This window comes from Pseudomonas sp. 5.2, assembly GCF_059025405.1.
Genome location: NZ_JBYBHH010000011.1, coordinates 39,481 through 56,357 on the forward strand (window position 1 = coordinate 39,481; position 16,877 = coordinate 56,357).

General features: G+C 62.6%; 12 protein-coding genes. 5 read left to right on the forward strand and 7 right to left on the reverse strand.

Annotated features, from left to right (window positions below):
- Window positions 1-629: 629 nt before the first annotated feature.
- The 3 genes from AC5PZ0_RS17495 to AC5PZ0_RS17505 all read left to right on the forward strand — a co-directional run bounded on the left by AC5PZ0_RS17495 (window position 630) and on the right by AC5PZ0_RS17505 (window position 2,711).
- A complete protein-coding gene (locus AC5PZ0_RS17495; protein ID WP_085274297.1) occupies window positions 630-875 on the forward strand; it encodes a hypothetical protein in 246 nt (81 codons plus the stop codon).
- A gap of 537 nt (window positions 876-1,412) precedes the next feature.
- On the forward strand, window positions 1,413-1,640 hold the full coding sequence (locus AC5PZ0_RS17500) for a hypothetical protein (protein ID WP_186683142.1): 228 nt from the start codon (window positions 1,413-1,415) through the stop codon (window positions 1,638-1,640).
- Between the two features lie 141 nt (window positions 1,641-1,781).
- On the forward strand, window positions 1,782-2,711 hold the full coding sequence (locus AC5PZ0_RS17505) for a malate dehydrogenase (protein WP_275748907.1): 930 nt from the start codon (window positions 1,782-1,784) through the stop codon (window positions 2,709-2,711).
- Between the two features lie 184 nt (window positions 2,712-2,895).
- On the opposite strand, the gene AC5PZ0_RS17510 is transcribed toward AC5PZ0_RS17505, so the two are convergent.
- From AC5PZ0_RS17510 to AC5PZ0_RS17540, 7 genes are all read right to left on the reverse strand, one after another.
- On the reverse strand, window positions 2,896-5,325 hold the full coding sequence (locus AC5PZ0_RS17510; protein WP_493855399.1) for a TonB-dependent siderophore receptor: 2,430 nt from the start codon (window positions 5,323-5,325) through the stop codon (window positions 2,896-2,898).
- Between the two features lie 78 nt (window positions 5,326-5,403).
- Window positions 5,404-6,372: a FecR domain-containing protein gene (locus tag AC5PZ0_RS17515; RefSeq protein WP_493855400.1), complete on the reverse strand. Its 969-nt coding sequence runs from the start codon at window positions 6,370-6,372 to the stop codon at window positions 5,404-5,406.
- Complete coding sequence (locus AC5PZ0_RS17520; RefSeq protein ID WP_099428284.1) at window positions 6,365-6,898, reverse strand: sigma-70 family RNA polymerase sigma factor; 534 nt, start codon at window positions 6,896-6,898, stop codon at window positions 6,365-6,367. The genes AC5PZ0_RS17515 and AC5PZ0_RS17520 overlap by 8 nt, the downstream gene beginning before the upstream one ends.
- A 99-nt stretch (window positions 6,899-6,997) precedes the next feature.
- Window positions 6,998-7,957 (reverse strand): arsenic resistance protein, encoded by a 960-nt coding sequence (locus AC5PZ0_RS17525; protein WP_493855401.1) that lies wholly within the window; start codon window positions 7,955-7,957, stop codon window positions 6,998-7,000.
- Window positions 7,958-8,027: 70 nt separating this feature from the next.
- The gene (locus AC5PZ0_RS17530; protein WP_493855402.1) at window positions 8,028-8,618 is read right to left on the reverse strand and encodes a hypothetical protein; all 591 of its coding nucleotides are present in this window, start codon (window positions 8,616-8,618) and stop codon (window positions 8,028-8,030) included.
- A gap of 143 nt (window positions 8,619-8,761) precedes the next feature.
- On the reverse strand, window positions 8,762-10,015 hold the full coding sequence (glyA, locus tag AC5PZ0_RS17535) for a serine hydroxymethyltransferase (protein ID WP_027594534.1): 1,254 nt from the start codon (window positions 10,013-10,015) through the stop codon (window positions 8,762-8,764).
- A 300-nt stretch (window positions 10,016-10,315) separates the two neighbouring features.
- Entirely contained in the window at window positions 10,316-14,146 is a 3,831-nt protein-coding gene (locus AC5PZ0_RS17540) for a sensor domain-containing protein (RefSeq protein WP_493855403.1), read from the reverse strand.
- A gap of 270 nt (window positions 14,147-14,416) precedes the next feature.
- Here AC5PZ0_RS17540 and AC5PZ0_RS17545 point away from each other — a divergent pair, with 270 nt between their 5' ends.
- The gene (locus AC5PZ0_RS17545) at window positions 14,417-14,830 is read left to right on the forward strand and encodes a hypothetical protein (protein ID WP_274888084.1); all 414 of its coding nucleotides are present in this window, start codon (window positions 14,417-14,419) and stop codon (window positions 14,828-14,830) included.
- 327 nt (window positions 14,831-15,157) lie between these two features.
- Entirely contained in the window at window positions 15,158-16,825 is a 1,668-nt protein-coding gene (gene ettA, locus AC5PZ0_RS17550) for an energy-dependent translational throttle protein EttA (RefSeq protein WP_027594531.1), read from the forward strand.
- The last annotated feature ends 52 nt before the right edge of the window (window positions 16,826-16,877 follow it).

A 16,877-nucleotide genomic window follows, 5' to 3' on the forward strand; every position in this document is an offset into this window, starting at 1 on the left:
TCCTGGGCCTGGCATTCGCAAATGAGGCGAATGCTCGGTCCCATGGCTATTCGCGCAAGTTCTGAGCGAGTGCCAGTCCAACCTGCATCATTCCTGAACTGTTTTGAGAGCAGCGCAGTCGCTGAATGTTGCCACTGGGGTATTGGTGGAGGGGAGTCTTGCTATTAGGCTTGTGCCGCCCGGTGATGCCAGATAGGGCGCGTTATGCATGACTTTTGTAGACACCCATGTCCGCTTCTGGCCATTTTCTGCCGTTCCTCACCTAGCATTTGAAGAGGGTGAGCTCAGCTCTCACCGGATCGTCACAAGCCCTGATTTGATTCCACCGAAAGCCATAACTAGCTGATTTGTTTATAGACACTCTATGAGGTACATCAAAAATCCACCAAATTCCAGCCCTGTTGAAACCGGGCCCTCACGGCCAACAACCGTCCGTCTGTCTCCGCATCAGTAAAGCATTTGGTAGCAGTCCATGACTGTTGCGAAACACCCTCACCAAAGCCCGCCTATCGCGGGCTTTGCTGTTTCTGCTTGGCTCGTTCTGTCTCAGTACCTAAAACGTAAGTACTGGGGTTGATGCAATAGGAAGCGGATGATTCACTCATCCCATTCAAGAAAAGGAAAACACCATGGCCAAACCACACGACTGGAACGACTGGGCTGGCGGACTGACACTGGTCCTTCAGACAATCGTTTATGTTCCACTGCTTTACGTCATCCTCATGCCATGGCTCTGCCTTGTGCTTGTGAAGCTTGAGAAGACGCCACTCTTCCCTGGGTTTTTCCACGCGATGGCCTCAACGGGCTGGCTGGTCGCCTCTGGGATCGTGGGCTCGGTAATACTGTTTGTGGTGATTCGTAGCTTGCTCCGCTGAAAAGCGCCGGGACGTATCGGAAACTGGATGCGCCACGCTGCCCAGAATTGATCGTTCAGCCTCGCCAGTAGAGTCCTTGGCCAGCGCCGAGAAACCTACATTTCTCAGCGAAGATTCACACACCCCCTAACCTTGCAATACAAAGCCCACCCAGATAACTTGCTCAAGTCGCGGACCATTCCGCGACCGGGTTTGGCGACCCGTACGAAAAGGCGCAACGGCGCCCCGATCACGATTGCAGGCGCTTTTTTTTGCGTCCGCAGTTTCGTGTAATGGCGGCTGTGCGTGGGAGACCTTCGGGTCTGCCGGGTTCCTTTTCCTCGGTTCGCCAACCCGCGTACAGCTGCCACCCTAATCGTTTGGCGACGGTCAGCGTGGTGCTTCAACCGAAAAGGACCTCATGCATGCTCACTTTAAGTCCGTTAAGGATCCTCGCATCCGCTCTCCGCCGCCGCGCTTCGCCGGCTGCCACCCCCCACCGTTTCTACCCCCTCAACACCCAATCCCACCCCACCTCCAAACCCCAGGAGGCCCCCCATGACTGACCACGAACGCCTCTCCACCATTCAAAGCTACGCCTGGACCCTAGAACTGCTCGGTGAAGCCTTGGTCCAGCACGACGAAATGCTGGAATGCGAACACAACCCGCGCCTGAGCTTCCGCAACACGGCTGGCATCCATCAAGCGATCCAGATCATCAGCCGCCTGGCCAGTGAGCAGTGCGGGAAGGTGATGTCACAGCGCGAGCAGAGCCTGGCCGATTAACCGGCGTAGTGCCTGAAAGCCAACTGTCCCCCTCTAAAACGACCACTGGCCACCTCAGGGTGGCCTTTGGGCATTAGCAGGCAATACTTCTCTCTATACGCAGGCGTGTTCCTAGTGGCACGCGCCGCTGGGAGGTGTCAGGTGAACAAGCTATCAATCGTGGGTGCCGGGATGGTGGGCGAGGCGGCGGCTCAGATCATCGCCCGGGATGAGTTTTGCCGTGAGCTGGCGTTGATCGATGTGCAGGGTGAGTTGGCGCAGGGCAAGGCGCTGGATGTGTGGCAGGCGGCGGTCGAGGCTGGGTCCGATACGCGGGTTTACGGCGGGGCCAAGGCCGACATGCTGGAGGGGTCTGAGCTGGTGGTGATCACGGCAGGCGTGCCGCGCAAGCCGGGGCAGTCGCGGCAGGATGTGCTGAGTATCAACCTGCCGATTCTCGATGGCGTCATGCGGGATATCAAACGCCATGCGCCAGCGGCGACGGTGCTGGTGGTGTCGAACCCTGTCGACGTGCTGACTTATCGCGCCTGGTCGCTCAGCGGGCAGGGCCGCAACAAGGTGTTCGGGCAGGCGGGGGTGCTGGATACCGCGCGCATGAAGTGCTTCATTGCCGAGGAGACGGGGTTTTCTGCTCGGGATATCACGGCGCTGGTGCTGGGGGGGCATGGCGATAGCATGGTGCCGTTGATGCGCTACTGCCAAGTGGGGTCGGTGCCGTTGTCGCACTTCCTGTCCAGCGAACAGATAGAGCGGATTGTGGAACGCACGCGCAAGGGGGGCGGTGAGATTTTGGGGTTGAAGAAAATGGGCAGTGCCTGCGATGCGCCGGGTGTGGCGATTGCGCAGATGGTGGATGCCATCGCCAATGGGCGAAACCGCATTTTGCCGGCGGTGGTGGTGCTGGAGGGCGAATACGGGCGAACCGATATCGCCATGGGGGTGCCGTGTGTGCTGGCGGAAGAGGGGATTGTGCGGGTGATCGAGTTGCCGCTGGATGCGCAGGAGCAGGCGATGTTTGACCACTCTGCGGATCAGGTGGCGCGGGATATTGCTGAGATGAATGCGTTGTAAGCGGGGGAGGATGTTCTATCGCCGACGCTGCGGTCGGCGATAGGGGAAAGGGCCTCGCGGTGTATGGCACCGGCTTTGCCGGTGTTCGCGGGGCAAGCCCGCTCCCACACGGGCCCTGATACATCAGTAGATTGCGTTGCTCGATGAGTGAATGGCGTTATTTGTTAGGGAAGCGCACCGTTTCCTAGAAGCTATACCGCGCAGTCAGTTTCACGTTCCGTGGGTCGCCATAAATGTCATACGGGCTCCACCCACCATTGGCCACGCTGCTGTAATAGGTGCGGTCGAACAGGTTGTTGACGTTGACCTGCAGGTCCAGCTGTTCGCTGGCTTTGTAGCCTGCCACCAACCCCACCACGGTGTAAGAGCCTTGCTGGTTTTCCCATGCTGTAGAACCGGCGCCCCCCGAAGTGCGGATGCGGCTCTGTTGGTAGATATCACCACCCACGCGCCAGCGCTGCAGTTCGCCGGGCAGGGTGTAGATCGTCGACAGCTTGAACAGCTGGCGCGGTTTGGCGCGGTCGAAGTCTTCGCCTTCGCGGGCTTTGTTGGCGTCGCTGACATATTTGGTCTGGGTGTAGGTGTAGCCGGCAGCCAGTTGCCAGTTGTCGGTCAGGGCACCCTGGATTTCGAGGTCGATACCTTTGCTGCGCACCAGGCCAGCGGCCTCGTAGCAGGCACTGGCGGCGCCTGAACCGCACCCTTTGACGTCGGGCAGCTCTTGGGCGCGGTTTTTCTGGTCGATCTGGAAAACCGCCAGGCTGGCGTTCAGCGCGCCACCAAAGTACTCGCCCTTGATGCCCACTTCGTAGTTTTCGCCCACCACAGGGTCGAGCACTTTGCTGTCCAGGCCTTTGCTGGTCTGCGGCTTGAAGATATCGGTGTAGCTGACGTAGACCGAGTGGTTGGTGTCCAGGTCGTAGACCAGGCCGGCATAGCGGGTCAGGTTGCGCGTGATCTTGTAGTTGTTTTCGCTGCTTTCGCTGTCGTCGAATTCGTACCAGTCGAGACGGCCACCCAGAATCAGCGACAGCGGGTCGGTCAAACGCAGGCGGCTGCTGGCATAGACGCTGTCCTGGGTGGTGGTCTCGGGGAGGCCGTTGGGGCCCGTGACGTAATCCGGCTTGGCATGGCCGCGGGGGTTCCATTCGAAGAGGTTGCTGCCGTCGTCGATGAAATCGCTCCAGGCCTTGCCAGACCGATAATCCAGCTGGCGCTTGCTGACGCCAACGGTCAGGTCATGGGTTTGACCGAGCAACTGGAAGGGGCCGCTGACGGCCAGGTCGTAGCCTTTTTCCTTTTGCTCCATGGCTTCGGTCCACAGGTAGTGGCGGTCGTATTCCCATATCGAAGAGGCCAGCACGTCGGTGTCGGTCTTGGTCTGCATGGCCGCCAGGCGCAGTGTCCAGTCGTTGGCGAAGCCTTGCTCGAGGGTGGCGAAATAGCCGGTGGTGCGGTTGTCGGAATATTCCCAGTCATGGCCGAGGAAGGTGTCGCGTGGTAGCCCGAGGTGGCCGCCGCCACGGGCCATGGGCAAACCGCCCCAAATGTAGTTGGTGTGGTTTTTCTGCCGGTAGGCGCCGAGGGTGAGGGTGGTGCTTTCGCTCAGGTCGGCGTCGACCACGCCGTAGAACAGGTCATGGTCACTCTCCACCGAGTCGCGGAAGCTTTTGGCGTCTTGCTTGGAGACCACGGTGCGGGCGCGCAGGGTGCCGGTTTCATTCAATGGGCCGCCGATGTCCAGCGTGCCGGTGTAATCGTCCCAACTGCCGGCACTGCCGGTGAGGGTGCCCTGGAATTCATGGGTCGGGCGCTTGCGCACCAGGTTGATGGCACCCCCGGGGTTGCCAGCGCCCTGGGCCAGCCCGGTGGCCCCACGCACGATCTCGACCCGGTCGTACATGGCCAGGTTGGCTTCGCCGCTGGGCAGGTAAGTCAGGAAGCTGGTGGGGAAGCCGTCGTACATGATGTTGTCGACGTCAAAACCGCGGGCACTGAAAGAGGGGCGGCCGGCGCCGCCGGAGTTGCTGAGGAAGATCCCCGGCGCACTTTTGACCACATCGCTGATGGTGGTCATGGCCTTGTCGTCCATCCGCTTGCGCGTGACCACGCTGACGGCCTGCGGGGTTTCGCGCAGGCTCAAGGGCAGCTTGGTGGCCGTCTGCATCGTGCCGGTGGTGTACGACCCGCTGTTTTCGGTAGTCGCTGCCAAGCCTTGGCCGGTAATGCTGGTAGCGCCCAGTTCCAGGCCAGTGCCCGTGGCCTGTGGTGTCAGCAGGTAGAGGCCATTGCCCTGCGGTGACGCTTGCAGGCCGGTGCCTTGCAGCAGTTGCTGCAAGCCGCCTTCCACATTGGTGGTGGCGTTCAGGCCTGGGCTGCGCAAACCTTCGACCAGGCCTGGTTCGATGGGCAGGGTGATACCGGCTTGGCTGGCGAAATCGGAAAGGGCGCTGCTCAGGTTGCCGGCGGGCACCTGAAAGGTCCGGCCCTGCTGCGCGCTGTGCTCGGCGGCTTGCGACACGGCTGCAGTCAGGCCGCCACCTGTGATGATCAGGCCCAATGCAGCAGCGTGTACTGCCCGCGCCAATGGTTGCATGCCCTGCGTCGTCGCCATGTGTTCGTCCCGCCCTGTAAAAGTGATGTGCTTACGGTAGGGACACGCAACCTGAGCAAAACACGACAATGATTCTTGTTACGTATTCGCGCGCGCCGTGACGGTGACCCAGTAGGGCGTGCGGAAGTGGATGTCCACCGGCAGCGTCTGGCTCAAGGCGCGCAGAATCTGATCGGTGTCGCGCAGCTGGAAGGTGCCGGAGATCAACAGCCGGGCCGCGGCGGGGTCGCAACGCAGCAAGCCAGGCCGATAGCGCCCCAGCTCGCTGATGAACTCATCCAGGCGCGTCTTTTCGACCCGCAGCACATGGTTGAGCCAGTCGAGGCGCTGCTCGGCCAGCGGCATGGGGGGCTGCACAGCCTGGAGGCTGACCTGGGTTTGCTGGCCGGCCGCCAGGCGCACCAGGCCGTCGTCACCCCGTGCCAGGCGCGGGCGCACTTCGACAGCGCCCTCCAGCGCGGCGAGGAATGTGCTGCCTGGGTACTGACGCACCAGCAAGCGGCTGCCGAGCGGGCTGATGTGCGCTTCGGCGGTATCGACGATAAACGGGCGCCTGGCAGGCTCACGGGGTACTTCGACCAGCATCTCACCGGCGATCAGGCGCACGCGGCGAACGCTGTCGTCGTAGGCGATATCGACCGCGCTGCCGGTGTTCAGGCGTAGTTGCCCGCCATCTGGCAAGGGCACGCTGCGCTGCTCCCCGGTGGCCGTGCGCACGTCCGCCTGCCACTCGCGCCACGGCAGCCCGCGGTAGGCTGCGAGGCCAAGCGGGGCGGTGGCAATCAGCAATGCAAGGGTCTTGAGTGCCTGCCTGCGTTCCAGGCTGCGCGGGCGCTCCAGCGCCGCGCGGGTGGGGTCCCCGCTAAGTTGCTGGGCACGGCTGCTGAAGCGCTCGGCCAGTTGCCAGGCGCGTTCATGGTCAGCGTGCCGCGCCCGCCATTCGGCGCCGGCTGCATGTTCGGCGGCGCCGGCGCTGCTGTTCTGCAAACGCACGAACCAGCTGGCGGCTTCGCGGGCAATGCGCCGGTCGATAGGGGTATTACTCATCGTGCGTACTGGCGAGCACGATGCATTCTTCAAACGCCCGCGCCAGGTGGCGTTGCACGGTACGGACGCTGAGCTTGAGCCGGCTGGCGATCTCTTCTTGGGTATAGCCTTCCAGCTGCGCCATCAGAAACGCCTGTCGGCTTTGAGCGGGCAGGAGGGCGAGTACCTGGTCGATCTCATCGAGGGCTTCGAGCACCAGCGCCTGATGTTCCAGCGACGGTGCCAGCGCTTCTGGCGTTTCCGCCAGCGCGGCCAGGTAGGCGTGCTCCAGCGAGCGGCGGCGATAGAAGTTGAGGGCCAGGCGATTGGCGATTGTGGCCAGATAGGCGCGCGGGGCTGTGTAATTCAGCGCCTCGCCGGTTGCGCTGCTGAGCAGCCGCACGAAGGTATCCTGGGCCAGGTCCGCAGCATCGGCGGCACTGCCCAAGCGTTTGCGCAGCCAGTTCTGCAGCCAGCCGTGGTGGTGGCTGTAGAGCTGATCGATGGCCTGATGCGGGTGATGATTTGCCGATGAGGTGGACTGCACGGGATACGATAGATGTTAATGAGAATTCATCGCATTCTATCAGCATACGTTCGGCCAGGTGCAAGCAAAAGGTTCAGCGCTTGCTGAACTCTCATAGCCTCATCTGTCTCGCACCCATGCGGGCACGACGCGCACATAAACCAACTCGCTTCCCAACTCCATCAGCGTTTGGGTAATCACCGCCGCCGCCGCCAACCCGCGCAGGTCGTCCGGCAACGCCAACGCCAACGGCAACACCACCAGCGAGTTGCGCGTCGAAGCGCTGAACGTCACCGACCTCACCTCGGCCACTGGCAAACGCATCAGCCGCGCGGTGGCAAAACCGATCACCGGCGCCAGCAGCATGAAGCCGAGGTACACCGGGATCACGGGCAGCAAGCGCTCGAAATCGCGCAGCACGGCGGCAATCTGCGAGCCGATCACCACCACCAGCACGCACGCCATCGCCGGCACCGGCATCCACGCCCAGGCGTCGTTCCACTTCGATGCCACGCGGGAGCGGCGGGCGCTGGCGCTGGTCAGCACGGCGAGAATCATCGGCAACACAATCAACAGGGCAAACGCTTCCACGAAGGGCGCGATGGAAATTGCCACAGCGTTATCGTCACCCAGCATCAACGCCAGGTACACCGGCAGCAGTACCAATTGCACCAACAGCAGCAGAGGCGTGGCGGCGAGGGTCTGGCGTGAATCGCCTTTGCCAATGTGGGTGAACACCACCACGTAGTCGATGCAGGGGGTTAGCAACACCAGCAGGGCGCCGATCAGGATGGCCGGGTGCGCGACCAAGCCGCGGGTGATGGCCCAGACCAGCAGTGGGATAAGGACGAAGTTGGCCAGTAGCAGTGCACTGATGAAGCGGCGGTTGCCCAGGCCTTGGCGCAGGTCGAGGAAGGGGATCTGCAGGAACATCGCGTACATCAGCACGGCAATGGCGGGGGTGATCAGGGCTTGCAGGTGGTGTGCGGTGTCGGTGGCCAGCAGGCCGAAGGCAAGGGCTGCGAGCACGGCTGCGAAGTAGACCGGGATTTGATGGGTTTCGAGTTGCTCTCTGGTCAAGGCAGGGTCCTGTGCGCGCTCGGGTTTTGAAGCGGCACAGGGTAATACGTGAAGGCCCATGCAGGCGACATCAGGTGTTCAGCCAATCCACCCCGCGTTGCGTGATCAACAGGCTTAGGGTGCATTGCTGGGCAGCGGCGTAGCACGCCAGAAAGCCGCCCACTGGGTAGAGGTTGTGGATCTCCATGGGGTGGCCGTTGCTGGCGATCATCTGGATTTCTCGCCGGTCATCTTCAAGCTGTGCCAGGTCGAACGGGGCGCCGGTTTGCGCATCGATCAAGGTCCACAGGCTAGGGTCTTTCGCCTTGATGGCCTGAGCGGCCACCAGGCCTTCGGCGGTGGTGAATATGCCTTTACCGAAATGAGGCCCGCTGCGCACATACAGTCGATAACCCGCATCGCTGTAGCGAAAATACAGCAGCATCGCGCACTGATCGTCGCCTTTGTCGAACGGGATCAACCCAAACTCCTGACCGTGCTGCCAATCATCGTCCGTGCCACTGAGCATGCCGAGTGCGTGGGCGCCTTCAATGGCGTACCCCGGCACTTCGTTGGGTGTGACCAGGCTCACGGGCCCTGTGCACAGGCAGTCCAGGCTGTTCACCGGTGATTCGGCGATCTGCAGGGTGGCTGTAAAGGAACGTGTTTTGTTATCTGCCATGGGGTGCCTCCGGTTTGGCGTGGGGGAGGCTGCAGGCTAGGGTGTCTTGCGCAGGGGGCCCATTTGGAACAGGTTCCGCAAAGCGGGCAAGCACAAAAAAGCCCGGCGCAGGGCCGGGCTTTTTCACATCAGGCTGGCGCTAATCAGTTGCCGTAAACCGGCAGCTTCTTGCAGATGGCCTTGACCTTCTCACGCACGGCATCGATCACCGCTTCGTTGTTCAGGTCAGCCAGGATGTCGCAGATCCAGCCGGCCAGTTCCTTGCACTCTGCTTCTTTGAAGCCACGGGTGGTCACGGCTGGGGTGCCGAAACGCAGGCCCGAGGTGACGAACGGGGAACGTGGGTCGTTCGGTACCGAGTTCTTGTTGACGGTGATGAAGGCTTTGCCCAGTGCGGCGTCAGCGTCCTTACCGGAGATTTCCTGCTTGATCAGCGACAGCAGGAACAGGTGGTTTTGGGTGCCGCCGGAAACGACGTCGAAACCACGCTCGATGAACACGCTGGCCATGGCCTGGGCGTTCTTCACCACTTGCTGCTGGTAAGCCTTGAACTCAGGCTGCAGGGCTTCTTTGAAGCAGATCGCCTTGGCCGCGATGACGTGCTCCAGCGGGCCGCCCTGGGCGCCCGGGAAGACAGCGGAGTTCAGCTTCTTCTCGATGTCGGCGTTGGCACGGGCCAGGATCAGGCCGCCACGTGGACCGCGCAGGGTCTTGTGGGTGGTGGTGGTGACCACGTCGGCGAACGGCACAGGGTTCGGGTACACGCCAGCGGCAACCAGGCCAGCAACGTGGGCCATGTCGACGAACAGGTAGGCACCGACCTTGTCGGCAATGGCGCGGAAGCGTGGGAAGTCCAGCACCTGCGAGTAGGCCGAGAAGCCGGCAACGATCATCTTCGGCTTGTGCTCTACAGCCAGGCGCTCGACTTCGTCGTAGTCGATCAGGCCGTTGCCGTCGATGCCGTACTGGATGGCGTTGTACAGCTTGCCCGAAGAGCTGACGCTGGCGCCGTGGGTCAGGTGACCGCCGTGGGCCAGGCTCATGCCCAGGATGGTGTCACCGGCCGACAGCAGGGCCAGGTAAACGGCGGCGTTGGCCTGGGAGCCAGCGTGCGGCTGGACGTTGGCGTAGTCGGCGCCGAACAGCTCTTTGGCGCGGTCGATGGCCAGTTGCTCGACCACGTCGACGTATTCGCAACCACCGTAGTAACGCTTGCCTGGGTAGCCTTCAGCGTACTTGTTGGTCAGAACCGAACCCTGGGCTTCCATGACAGCCGGGCTGGTGTAGTTTTCCGAAGCGATCAGCTCGATATGCTCTTCCTGGCGCAGAGCTTCTTGCTGCATGGCTTCGAAGAGCTCGGCGTCGTACTTGGCAATGGTCAAATCACGGCTGAACATGGCGGTCCTCAAGGATCGGGCTGAATTGGGGGGGCATTCTAACCGATTGCTTCGGGCCTGGCATATGAAGTGACGTCAAGTCGCGGACCAAAGGCCTTCATGTTGCATCCCGCGCCCTGTCTGGGCTGGAGTTGACTTCAAGGTCCGTTTTTTGCGGCGCCAATTACAGCGTTGGCGCTGTGCCTGTAGGAGCAGCCTTGTGCTGCGAAGAGGCCGGTGACAGCAGCAAAGATTCAGGGCGCGGTCGCCGGCCTCTTCGCAGCACAAGGCTGCTCCTACAAAAAAGACGGCAGTGGAATCCTACTGGAACATGAACAGCGTCTCGTTGGCGAACTGCGCCTCGAACTGATGCGCCGGCATCGGCCGCCCGAACAGGTAGCCCTGCACCTCGTCGCAACCATGCTCACGCAAGAACTCCAGCTGCTCATGGGTTTCCACGCCCTCGGCAATCACCGCCAGGTTCAGGCTGTGGGCCATGGCAATGATCGCCCGGGCAATCTGCGCGTCCTGCTCGCCCTCGGGCAAGCCGTCGACGAAGGTGCGGTCGATCTTCAGCACGTCGATGGGGAACTGCTTGAGGTAGTTGAGCGACGAGTACCCGGTGCCAAAGTCGTCCACTGCAATGCTCAGGCCAAGATTCTTCAGGCTGGCGAGAATCTGCAAGGCCTCATTCACCTCGCGCATCAGGATGCTTTCGGTCAGCTCCAGCTCCAGGCACGCCGGCGGCAGCCCGATGTCTTCCAGGATGGTGGCGATGCGCGTGCCCAGCTGGCCGTCGGAGAACTGCCGCGCCGAGATGTTTACCGACACCTTCGGCACCCGCACTTTGGCTTTGTGCCAGGCCTTGAGTTGGCGGCTGGCCTCACGCAGTACCCAGTCGCCGACATCCACCACCAGGCCCAGCTCTTCGATCACCGGGATGAAGTCGCCCGGCGGCACCAGGCCGCGGGTGGGGTGGCGCCAGCGCAGCAAGGCTTCGGCGCCGGTGAGGCGTTTGCCATCGCCACTGAACTGCGGCTGGTAGTAGAGGATGAACTCGTTCTGCTCCATGGCATGGCGCAGGTCGCTTTCAAGCTCCAGGCGCTCCAGGGCACTGGCGTTCATCTCGGCCTGGTAGAACTGGAAGTTGTTCTTGCCGCGCTCCTTGGCGTGGTACATCGCAGTGTCGGCGTTTTTCATCAGCTGGCTCAGTTCGCTGCCATCTTGCGGGCTGAGGGCGATGCCGATACTGGCCGTAACGAAAAACTCGCGGTTCTCCAGCACGAAGGGCCGTACCAGGCTGGCGAGGATGTTCTCGGCCACATGGATGGCGCGGTTCAGCGCCATCTCGCGGGTCGCACGCGGTTGCAGCAGCAAGGTGAACTCGTCGCCGCCCATGCGTGCCACGGTGTCGTCGTCATCCACGCAGGCCAGCAGGCGCAGGGCCATGTCTTTGAGCATGCGATCGCCTGCGGCATGGCCGAGGGAGTCGTTGATCGGCTTGAAACGGTCCAGGTCGAGGAACATCAACACCACCCACGCCTTTTGCCGTTCGGCCTGTTGCAGGGCCGTGTGCAGGCGGTCCTGGAACAGCGTGCGGTTGGGCAGGTGGGTGAGGGCGTCGTAGTAGGCCAGGCGGTGGATGCGCTGTTCGCTGGCCTTGCGCTCGCTGATGTCGGTGAAGAAGCACACGTAGCTTGCCAGGTCGCCTTCGTCGTCCAGCACTGCCGTGATGCCGACCCAGGCCGGGTAGTGGTCGCCGTCGCGGCGCTTGAGCCACACTTCGCCTTCCCAGCTGCCACGCTGGTGCAACTGCTTGACCACGTAGCGCAGGTGGCCTTCCTGCTGTTGCTCGACGGTGAGCATGCCAGGCAGCTGGTCGAGCACGTCGCTGACGGCGTAGCCGCTGACCCGGCTGAACGCTTCGTTGGCCTGGACGATGTAGCCGGCTGGGTCGGTGATGAGGATGGCCGAGGTCGAGTGCTCAAATACCGTGGCGGCCATGCGCAGGTCTTTTTCGGCGCGACGTTGCTGGCTGATGTCGCGGCCAACCCCAAGCACGCCTTCGAAGCGTTCCTGGTCGTCCCATACCAATACCAGGCGCAGCTCAATCGGGATCTTGCGGCCATCGGCGCGCAGGCAGTCGAACAGGAACAGTTGGGTGGGCAACTGGCAACGCAACTGGGCCAGTTGCTCGCCGTCGCCCATGGCATTGCTGACGCGCTCCATCAGGCTGTAGATGCCGGTCAGCTGGGCCGGGTTGGCGATGATCGATTGCCAGCCGTTGTCGAAGATCCACTCAGCTTGATAACCCAGTACCGCTTTGACCGAGGGGCTGACGTAGTTGAGCTGCAGTTGGCTGTCGGTGGAGAAAATCACGTCGCTGATGCTTTCGGCCAGCATGCGGTAGCGCTGTTCGCTATCGCGCAGCGACTGGCTGGCCTCGATCTGTACGGTAACGTCCTTGCCCACGCCGATGATGCGCATCACCTGGCCGTCGTGGTCGCGGGTCAGCACCTGTTCGCGAATGTCGTAGCAGCGCCAGCCACCGTCGTGGTGACGGAAGCGCAGTTGGCAGTGCAGTGGCTGGCTGTGGCCGGTGGCTCGTTGATGCTGGCGCAGGGCCTGGAAGTGCGTGGCGTCTTCGGGGTGCAGCAGCAGCTCCCAGAAGCGGTCGCCCATCTGTGCCAGCTCGGTGCGGTCATAGCCCAGGGTTTGGCCGAGGTGGCGGTTGCTGAAGATCATGCGCTGGCTCGGCACGTCCTGCACGTAGAGCTGGTCGGGCACGGTACGCACCACGTCCGACCAGAAACTCTCGCGTTCGAGCAGGGACAGCTCCACTTGTTTGCGGCTGGTGATGTCGCTGATGCTGAGGATCACCGCCTGGTAGTCGCGGCGTTGCAGCGGCAGGCGGGCCATCAGCCACAGGTGCAGTTCGCCGCCCAGCGGTGCGGGCAGGCGCACTTCCAGTTCCAGCAGCGAGCGCTGTTCGATCAGTGCATCGATCAGTTGCATGCCGATGCTGTCGCGGCCATCGCCGCTGCCGTCGATCAGCCGCTGCCAGGCACCTTCGTGGCATTCGACGTTGAGCAACTGGCGCGCCACCTGGTTGATCTCGGTGATCTTCAACTCCTGCAACAGCGAGCGGCGCAGGTTAGGGTCCAGGGCCAGGCTGTGCTTGAGCGCAGCATGGTTGCGCAGGTGGTAGCGGTCGAGCTGGCCGGGCAGGCTGGAAAGGTCGAGCACGCACAAGGCGACGCCAGTTCCTTCGAAAATTTCTTGATAGCGCCTGCGGTCTTCCTGCAGCGCGCGCTGGCGGCGGCGCATGTTGATCAACGCCAGCACTGGCAGCAGGGCGCAGAACAGCACCAGCAGGCACTTGCCGATCAGTGCCGGCAGCAGCTTCTGCTGCGCCCGCTGGGCGTCGAACAGCCCGCGCAGTTGCCAGGTACTGTTGTCGATGAACGCCAGCATCACGCTCTGCAGCGGTGCCGGGCTGGTCTGCGCGATGGCGTGGCGGTCCAGCACCGCGCCGTTGCGGCTGTTTTCCAGCAGCCACAAGGGGTGGCCTGGGCTGTCCAGGTGCACGGTGAGGGTGCGGTAATACGCCTCGGACAGGCGCAGCAACCAGTAGCCGCGATCCTGCTCGGTGGACTGGCGCAGCAACAGGTAAATGGTGCGGTTGTCCGCCGAGTTGGCAAAGAAATACGGGCGACCCTGGTTCAGCGTCAGCAGCTCGCCAATCAATTGGCGGTCAGGGCTGCCGGCCAGGCTGTCGGCGCGGACCTGCCCGCTGGTGTCTAGCCAGGCGAGGTCACGCAGGGCGGGCAGGCGCGTGCGCAGGGTGTCGAGCAGGCTGGGCAGGGCTGCCGGCGTCGGCGCATTGACGTAGGGCTGCACCACATTCACGGCCTGCTGGGCCTTCAACGCCATGTTCAGGCTGAGGTGGTCGGCCAGCTCCGCGGTGGCCTCCAGGCTTTGCTTGCGCAGGTCGGCTTGGGTGTGGCGGAACTGGGCGAACAGCTGCCACAGCAACAGGCCCAGCAGAATCAGGGCCAATAGGGCCAGCGCACCCTTGATCGACCCGCGCAGGGAAGCGACGGGGGCCATTGGTGCGGGACGCAGCGACGACGGTTGAGAGAGATTGGTCAAGCGTTGGTCCTGCGATTGGGCTGGCGATGGCAGGGATTGATCATGCACGGTTGGTGCCGGTGTCTGGTTGCCAGACCGCGGTGGCGCACTATAAGGCCGGACACCCTAAACGGGCTAGCATGCCTAGGATTATGGCAAAGTGCCAGTCCCCTTGTCCGGTGATGGTCGCCCTGCCGACGGTCGTGGTGGCGCCCTGTGGTTCGGCAAGCCCCTGCAACCTGTGCGAGAATGCCGCCCGCTTCAATGACAACGCTTCGGAGATGTTCGGTTTTGGTTACTCACTTTTCCTCCAATGGCCTCGATTCCGCCTGTGGGCGCAGCAGTCAGACCCTTGTCAGCACTGCCGTGACCGCGGACGTATCTTGCAAGTCGTGCCAGCGTTCGCTGGTCAAACCGGAGGCGGCCGCCGCCTCGAAAAGCAAGGCCCCGTCGCTGGCCGAACTGCGCAAGACCGCCAAGGCGGCAGCAGCACCGGCAGCCGTGGCAGCACCGGCAGTGACCGCGGTCGCGGCCAAGCCTGCGGCGAAGGTCGTTAGCGTGCCTGCGGCGCAGCCGGCCAAGGCCGTTGAGCAGCCTGCTCGCAGTGGCGGGTTCAGCGTCAAGTCTGCCTGGGCCGCGCGCCTGGCCGAGCAGGGCGACCGTTGCCGGTTGCCGCGGGGCAAGGTCAAGCAGCGTCACGTCTGAGCTTTTCAAGGTCAGTTCTGGCCTCTTCGCGGGCAAGCCCGCTCCCACAGGTACTGTGCAAGCTTTGGGGTTTGTGCTGTTCCTGGGGGGCGGGTAATGCGCAAGCTTTGGGGTTTGTGCTGTTCCTGTGGGAGCGGGCTTGCCCCGCGAAGAGGCCAGCACAGACATAAGCATTTCTTCCCGTAACCCCACCATCCGACCCTCCTATGCAACGCCGCGCGTTGGCGTAGAATGGTCGACTTTGTTCAATGACACCCCGTAAACACATCCCCCTGGCCCACTGCCGGGGCGTTGGTCGATGTCTTTACCTATTTAGAGGGCTTGGTTTTGGCTCAATACGTCTACACCATGCATCGGCTGAGCAAGGTCGTGCCGCCGAAGCGCGAAATTCTCAAGAACATCTCCCTGTCGTTCTTCCCAGGCGCCAAGATCGGCGTACTCGGCCTGAACGGCGCGGGTAAATCGACCCTGCTGCGCATCATGGCGGGCGTCGACAAGGAATTCGACGGCGAAGCCCGTCCGATGCCCGACATCAACGTCGGCTACCTGCCGCAGGAACCACAACTCGACCCCGCCAAGACCGTGCGTGAAGTGGTCGAGGAAGCGGTCAGCGTGATCAAGGACGCCCAGGCTCGCCTGGACGAGGTCTACGCCGCCTACGCCGAACCCGACGCCGACTTCGACAAGCTGGCCGCCGAACAGGCCAAGCTCGAGTCGATCCTGCAGGCTGCCGACGGCCACAACCTCGAGCGCCAGCTGGACGTCGCCGCCGACGCCCTGCGCCTGCCGGCTTGGGACGCGAAAATCGAACACCTGTCCGGTGGTGAAAAGCGCCGTGTGGCCCTGTGCCGCCTGCTGCTGTCGGCCCCCGACATGCTGCTGCTCGACGAACCAACCAACCACCTGGACGCCGACTCGGTGGCCTGGCTGGAGCGCTTCCTGCACGACTTCCCGGGCACCGTGGTAGCGATTACCCACGACCGTTACTTCCTCGACAACGTCGCCGGCTGGATCCTCGAACTGGACCGCGGCGCCGGCATCCCGTACGAAGGCAACTACTCGGGCTGGCTGGAAGCCAAGTCGGACCGTCTGGCGCAGGAATCCAAGCAGCAGAGCGCCCACGAAAAGGCCATGAAAGAGGAACTGGAGTGGGTGCGCAAAGGCGCCAAGGCCCGCCAGTCCAAATCCAAGGCACGTCTGCAGCGCTTTGAAGAAATGCAGTCGCAAGAGTTCCAGAAGCGCAGCGAGACCAACGAGATCTACATCCCGGCCGGCCCGCGCCTGGGTGACAAGGTCATCGAGTTCAAGAACGTTTCCAAAGGCTATGGCGATCGCGTGCTGATCGACAACCTGTCGTTCGCCATGCCGAAGGGCGCCATTGTCGGCGTGATCGGCGGTAACGGCGCCGGTAAGTCGACCCTGTTCCGCATGCTGATGGGCAAGGAGCAGCCGGACTCGGGCAGCATCGAAATCGGCGAAACCGTGCAACTGGCCTGCGTCGACCAGAGCCGCGAAGACCTGGACGGTTCCAAGACTGTGTTCCAGCAGATCTCCGACGGTTCCGACCAGATCCGCATCGGCAACTACGAGATCCCGTCGCGCACCTACGTGGGCCGCTTCAACTTCAAGGGCGGCGACCAGCAGAAGTTCGTCAAGGACCTGTCCGGTGGTGAGCGTGGCCGTCTGCACCTGGCCCTGACCCTGAAGGAGGGCGGTAACGTCCTGCTGCTCGACGAACCGTCCAACGACCTCGACGTCGAAACCCTGCGTTCCCTGGAAGAAGCCCTGCTGGACTTCCCGGGCGCCGCCATTGTGATTTCCCACGACCGTTGGTTCCTGGACCGCGTGGCGACCCACATCCTGGCGTACGAAGACGACTCGAACGTGATGTTCTTCGAAGGCAACTACACCGAGTACGAAGCCGACCGCAAGAAGCGCCTGGGCGATGCTGCTGCCCAGCCGCACCGTGTACGGCACAAGAAGCTGGCCCAGTAAGCCGGTTTTAGCTGCACTAGAATGGGGCCCTCAGGGGCCCCATTTTTGTGCC

Excerpts from the sequence above, each read along its gene's own strand:
- AC5PZ0_RS17495 (WP_085274297.1), top strand. The coding sequence starts at position 630 with ATGGCCAAACCACACGACTGGAACGACTGGGCTGGCGGACTGACACTG.
- AC5PZ0_RS17500 (WP_186683142.1), top strand. The coding sequence starts at position 1,413 with ATGACTGACCACGAACGCCTCTCCACCATTCAAAGCTACGCCTGGACC.
- AC5PZ0_RS17510 (WP_493855399.1), bottom strand. The coding sequence starts at position 5,325 with ATGGCGACGACGCAGGGCATGCAACCATTGGCGCGGGCAGTACACGCT.
- AC5PZ0_RS17515 (WP_493855400.1), bottom strand. The coding sequence starts at position 6,372 with ATGAGTAATACCCCTATCGACCGGCGCATTGCCCGCGAAGCCGCCAGC.
- AC5PZ0_RS17530 (WP_493855402.1), bottom strand. The coding sequence starts at position 8,618 with ATGGCAGATAACAAAACACGTTCCTTTACAGCCACCCTGCAGATCGCC.
- glyA (WP_027594534.1), bottom strand. The coding sequence starts at position 10,015 with ATGTTCAGCCGTGATTTGACCATTGCCAAGTACGACGCCGAGCTCTTC.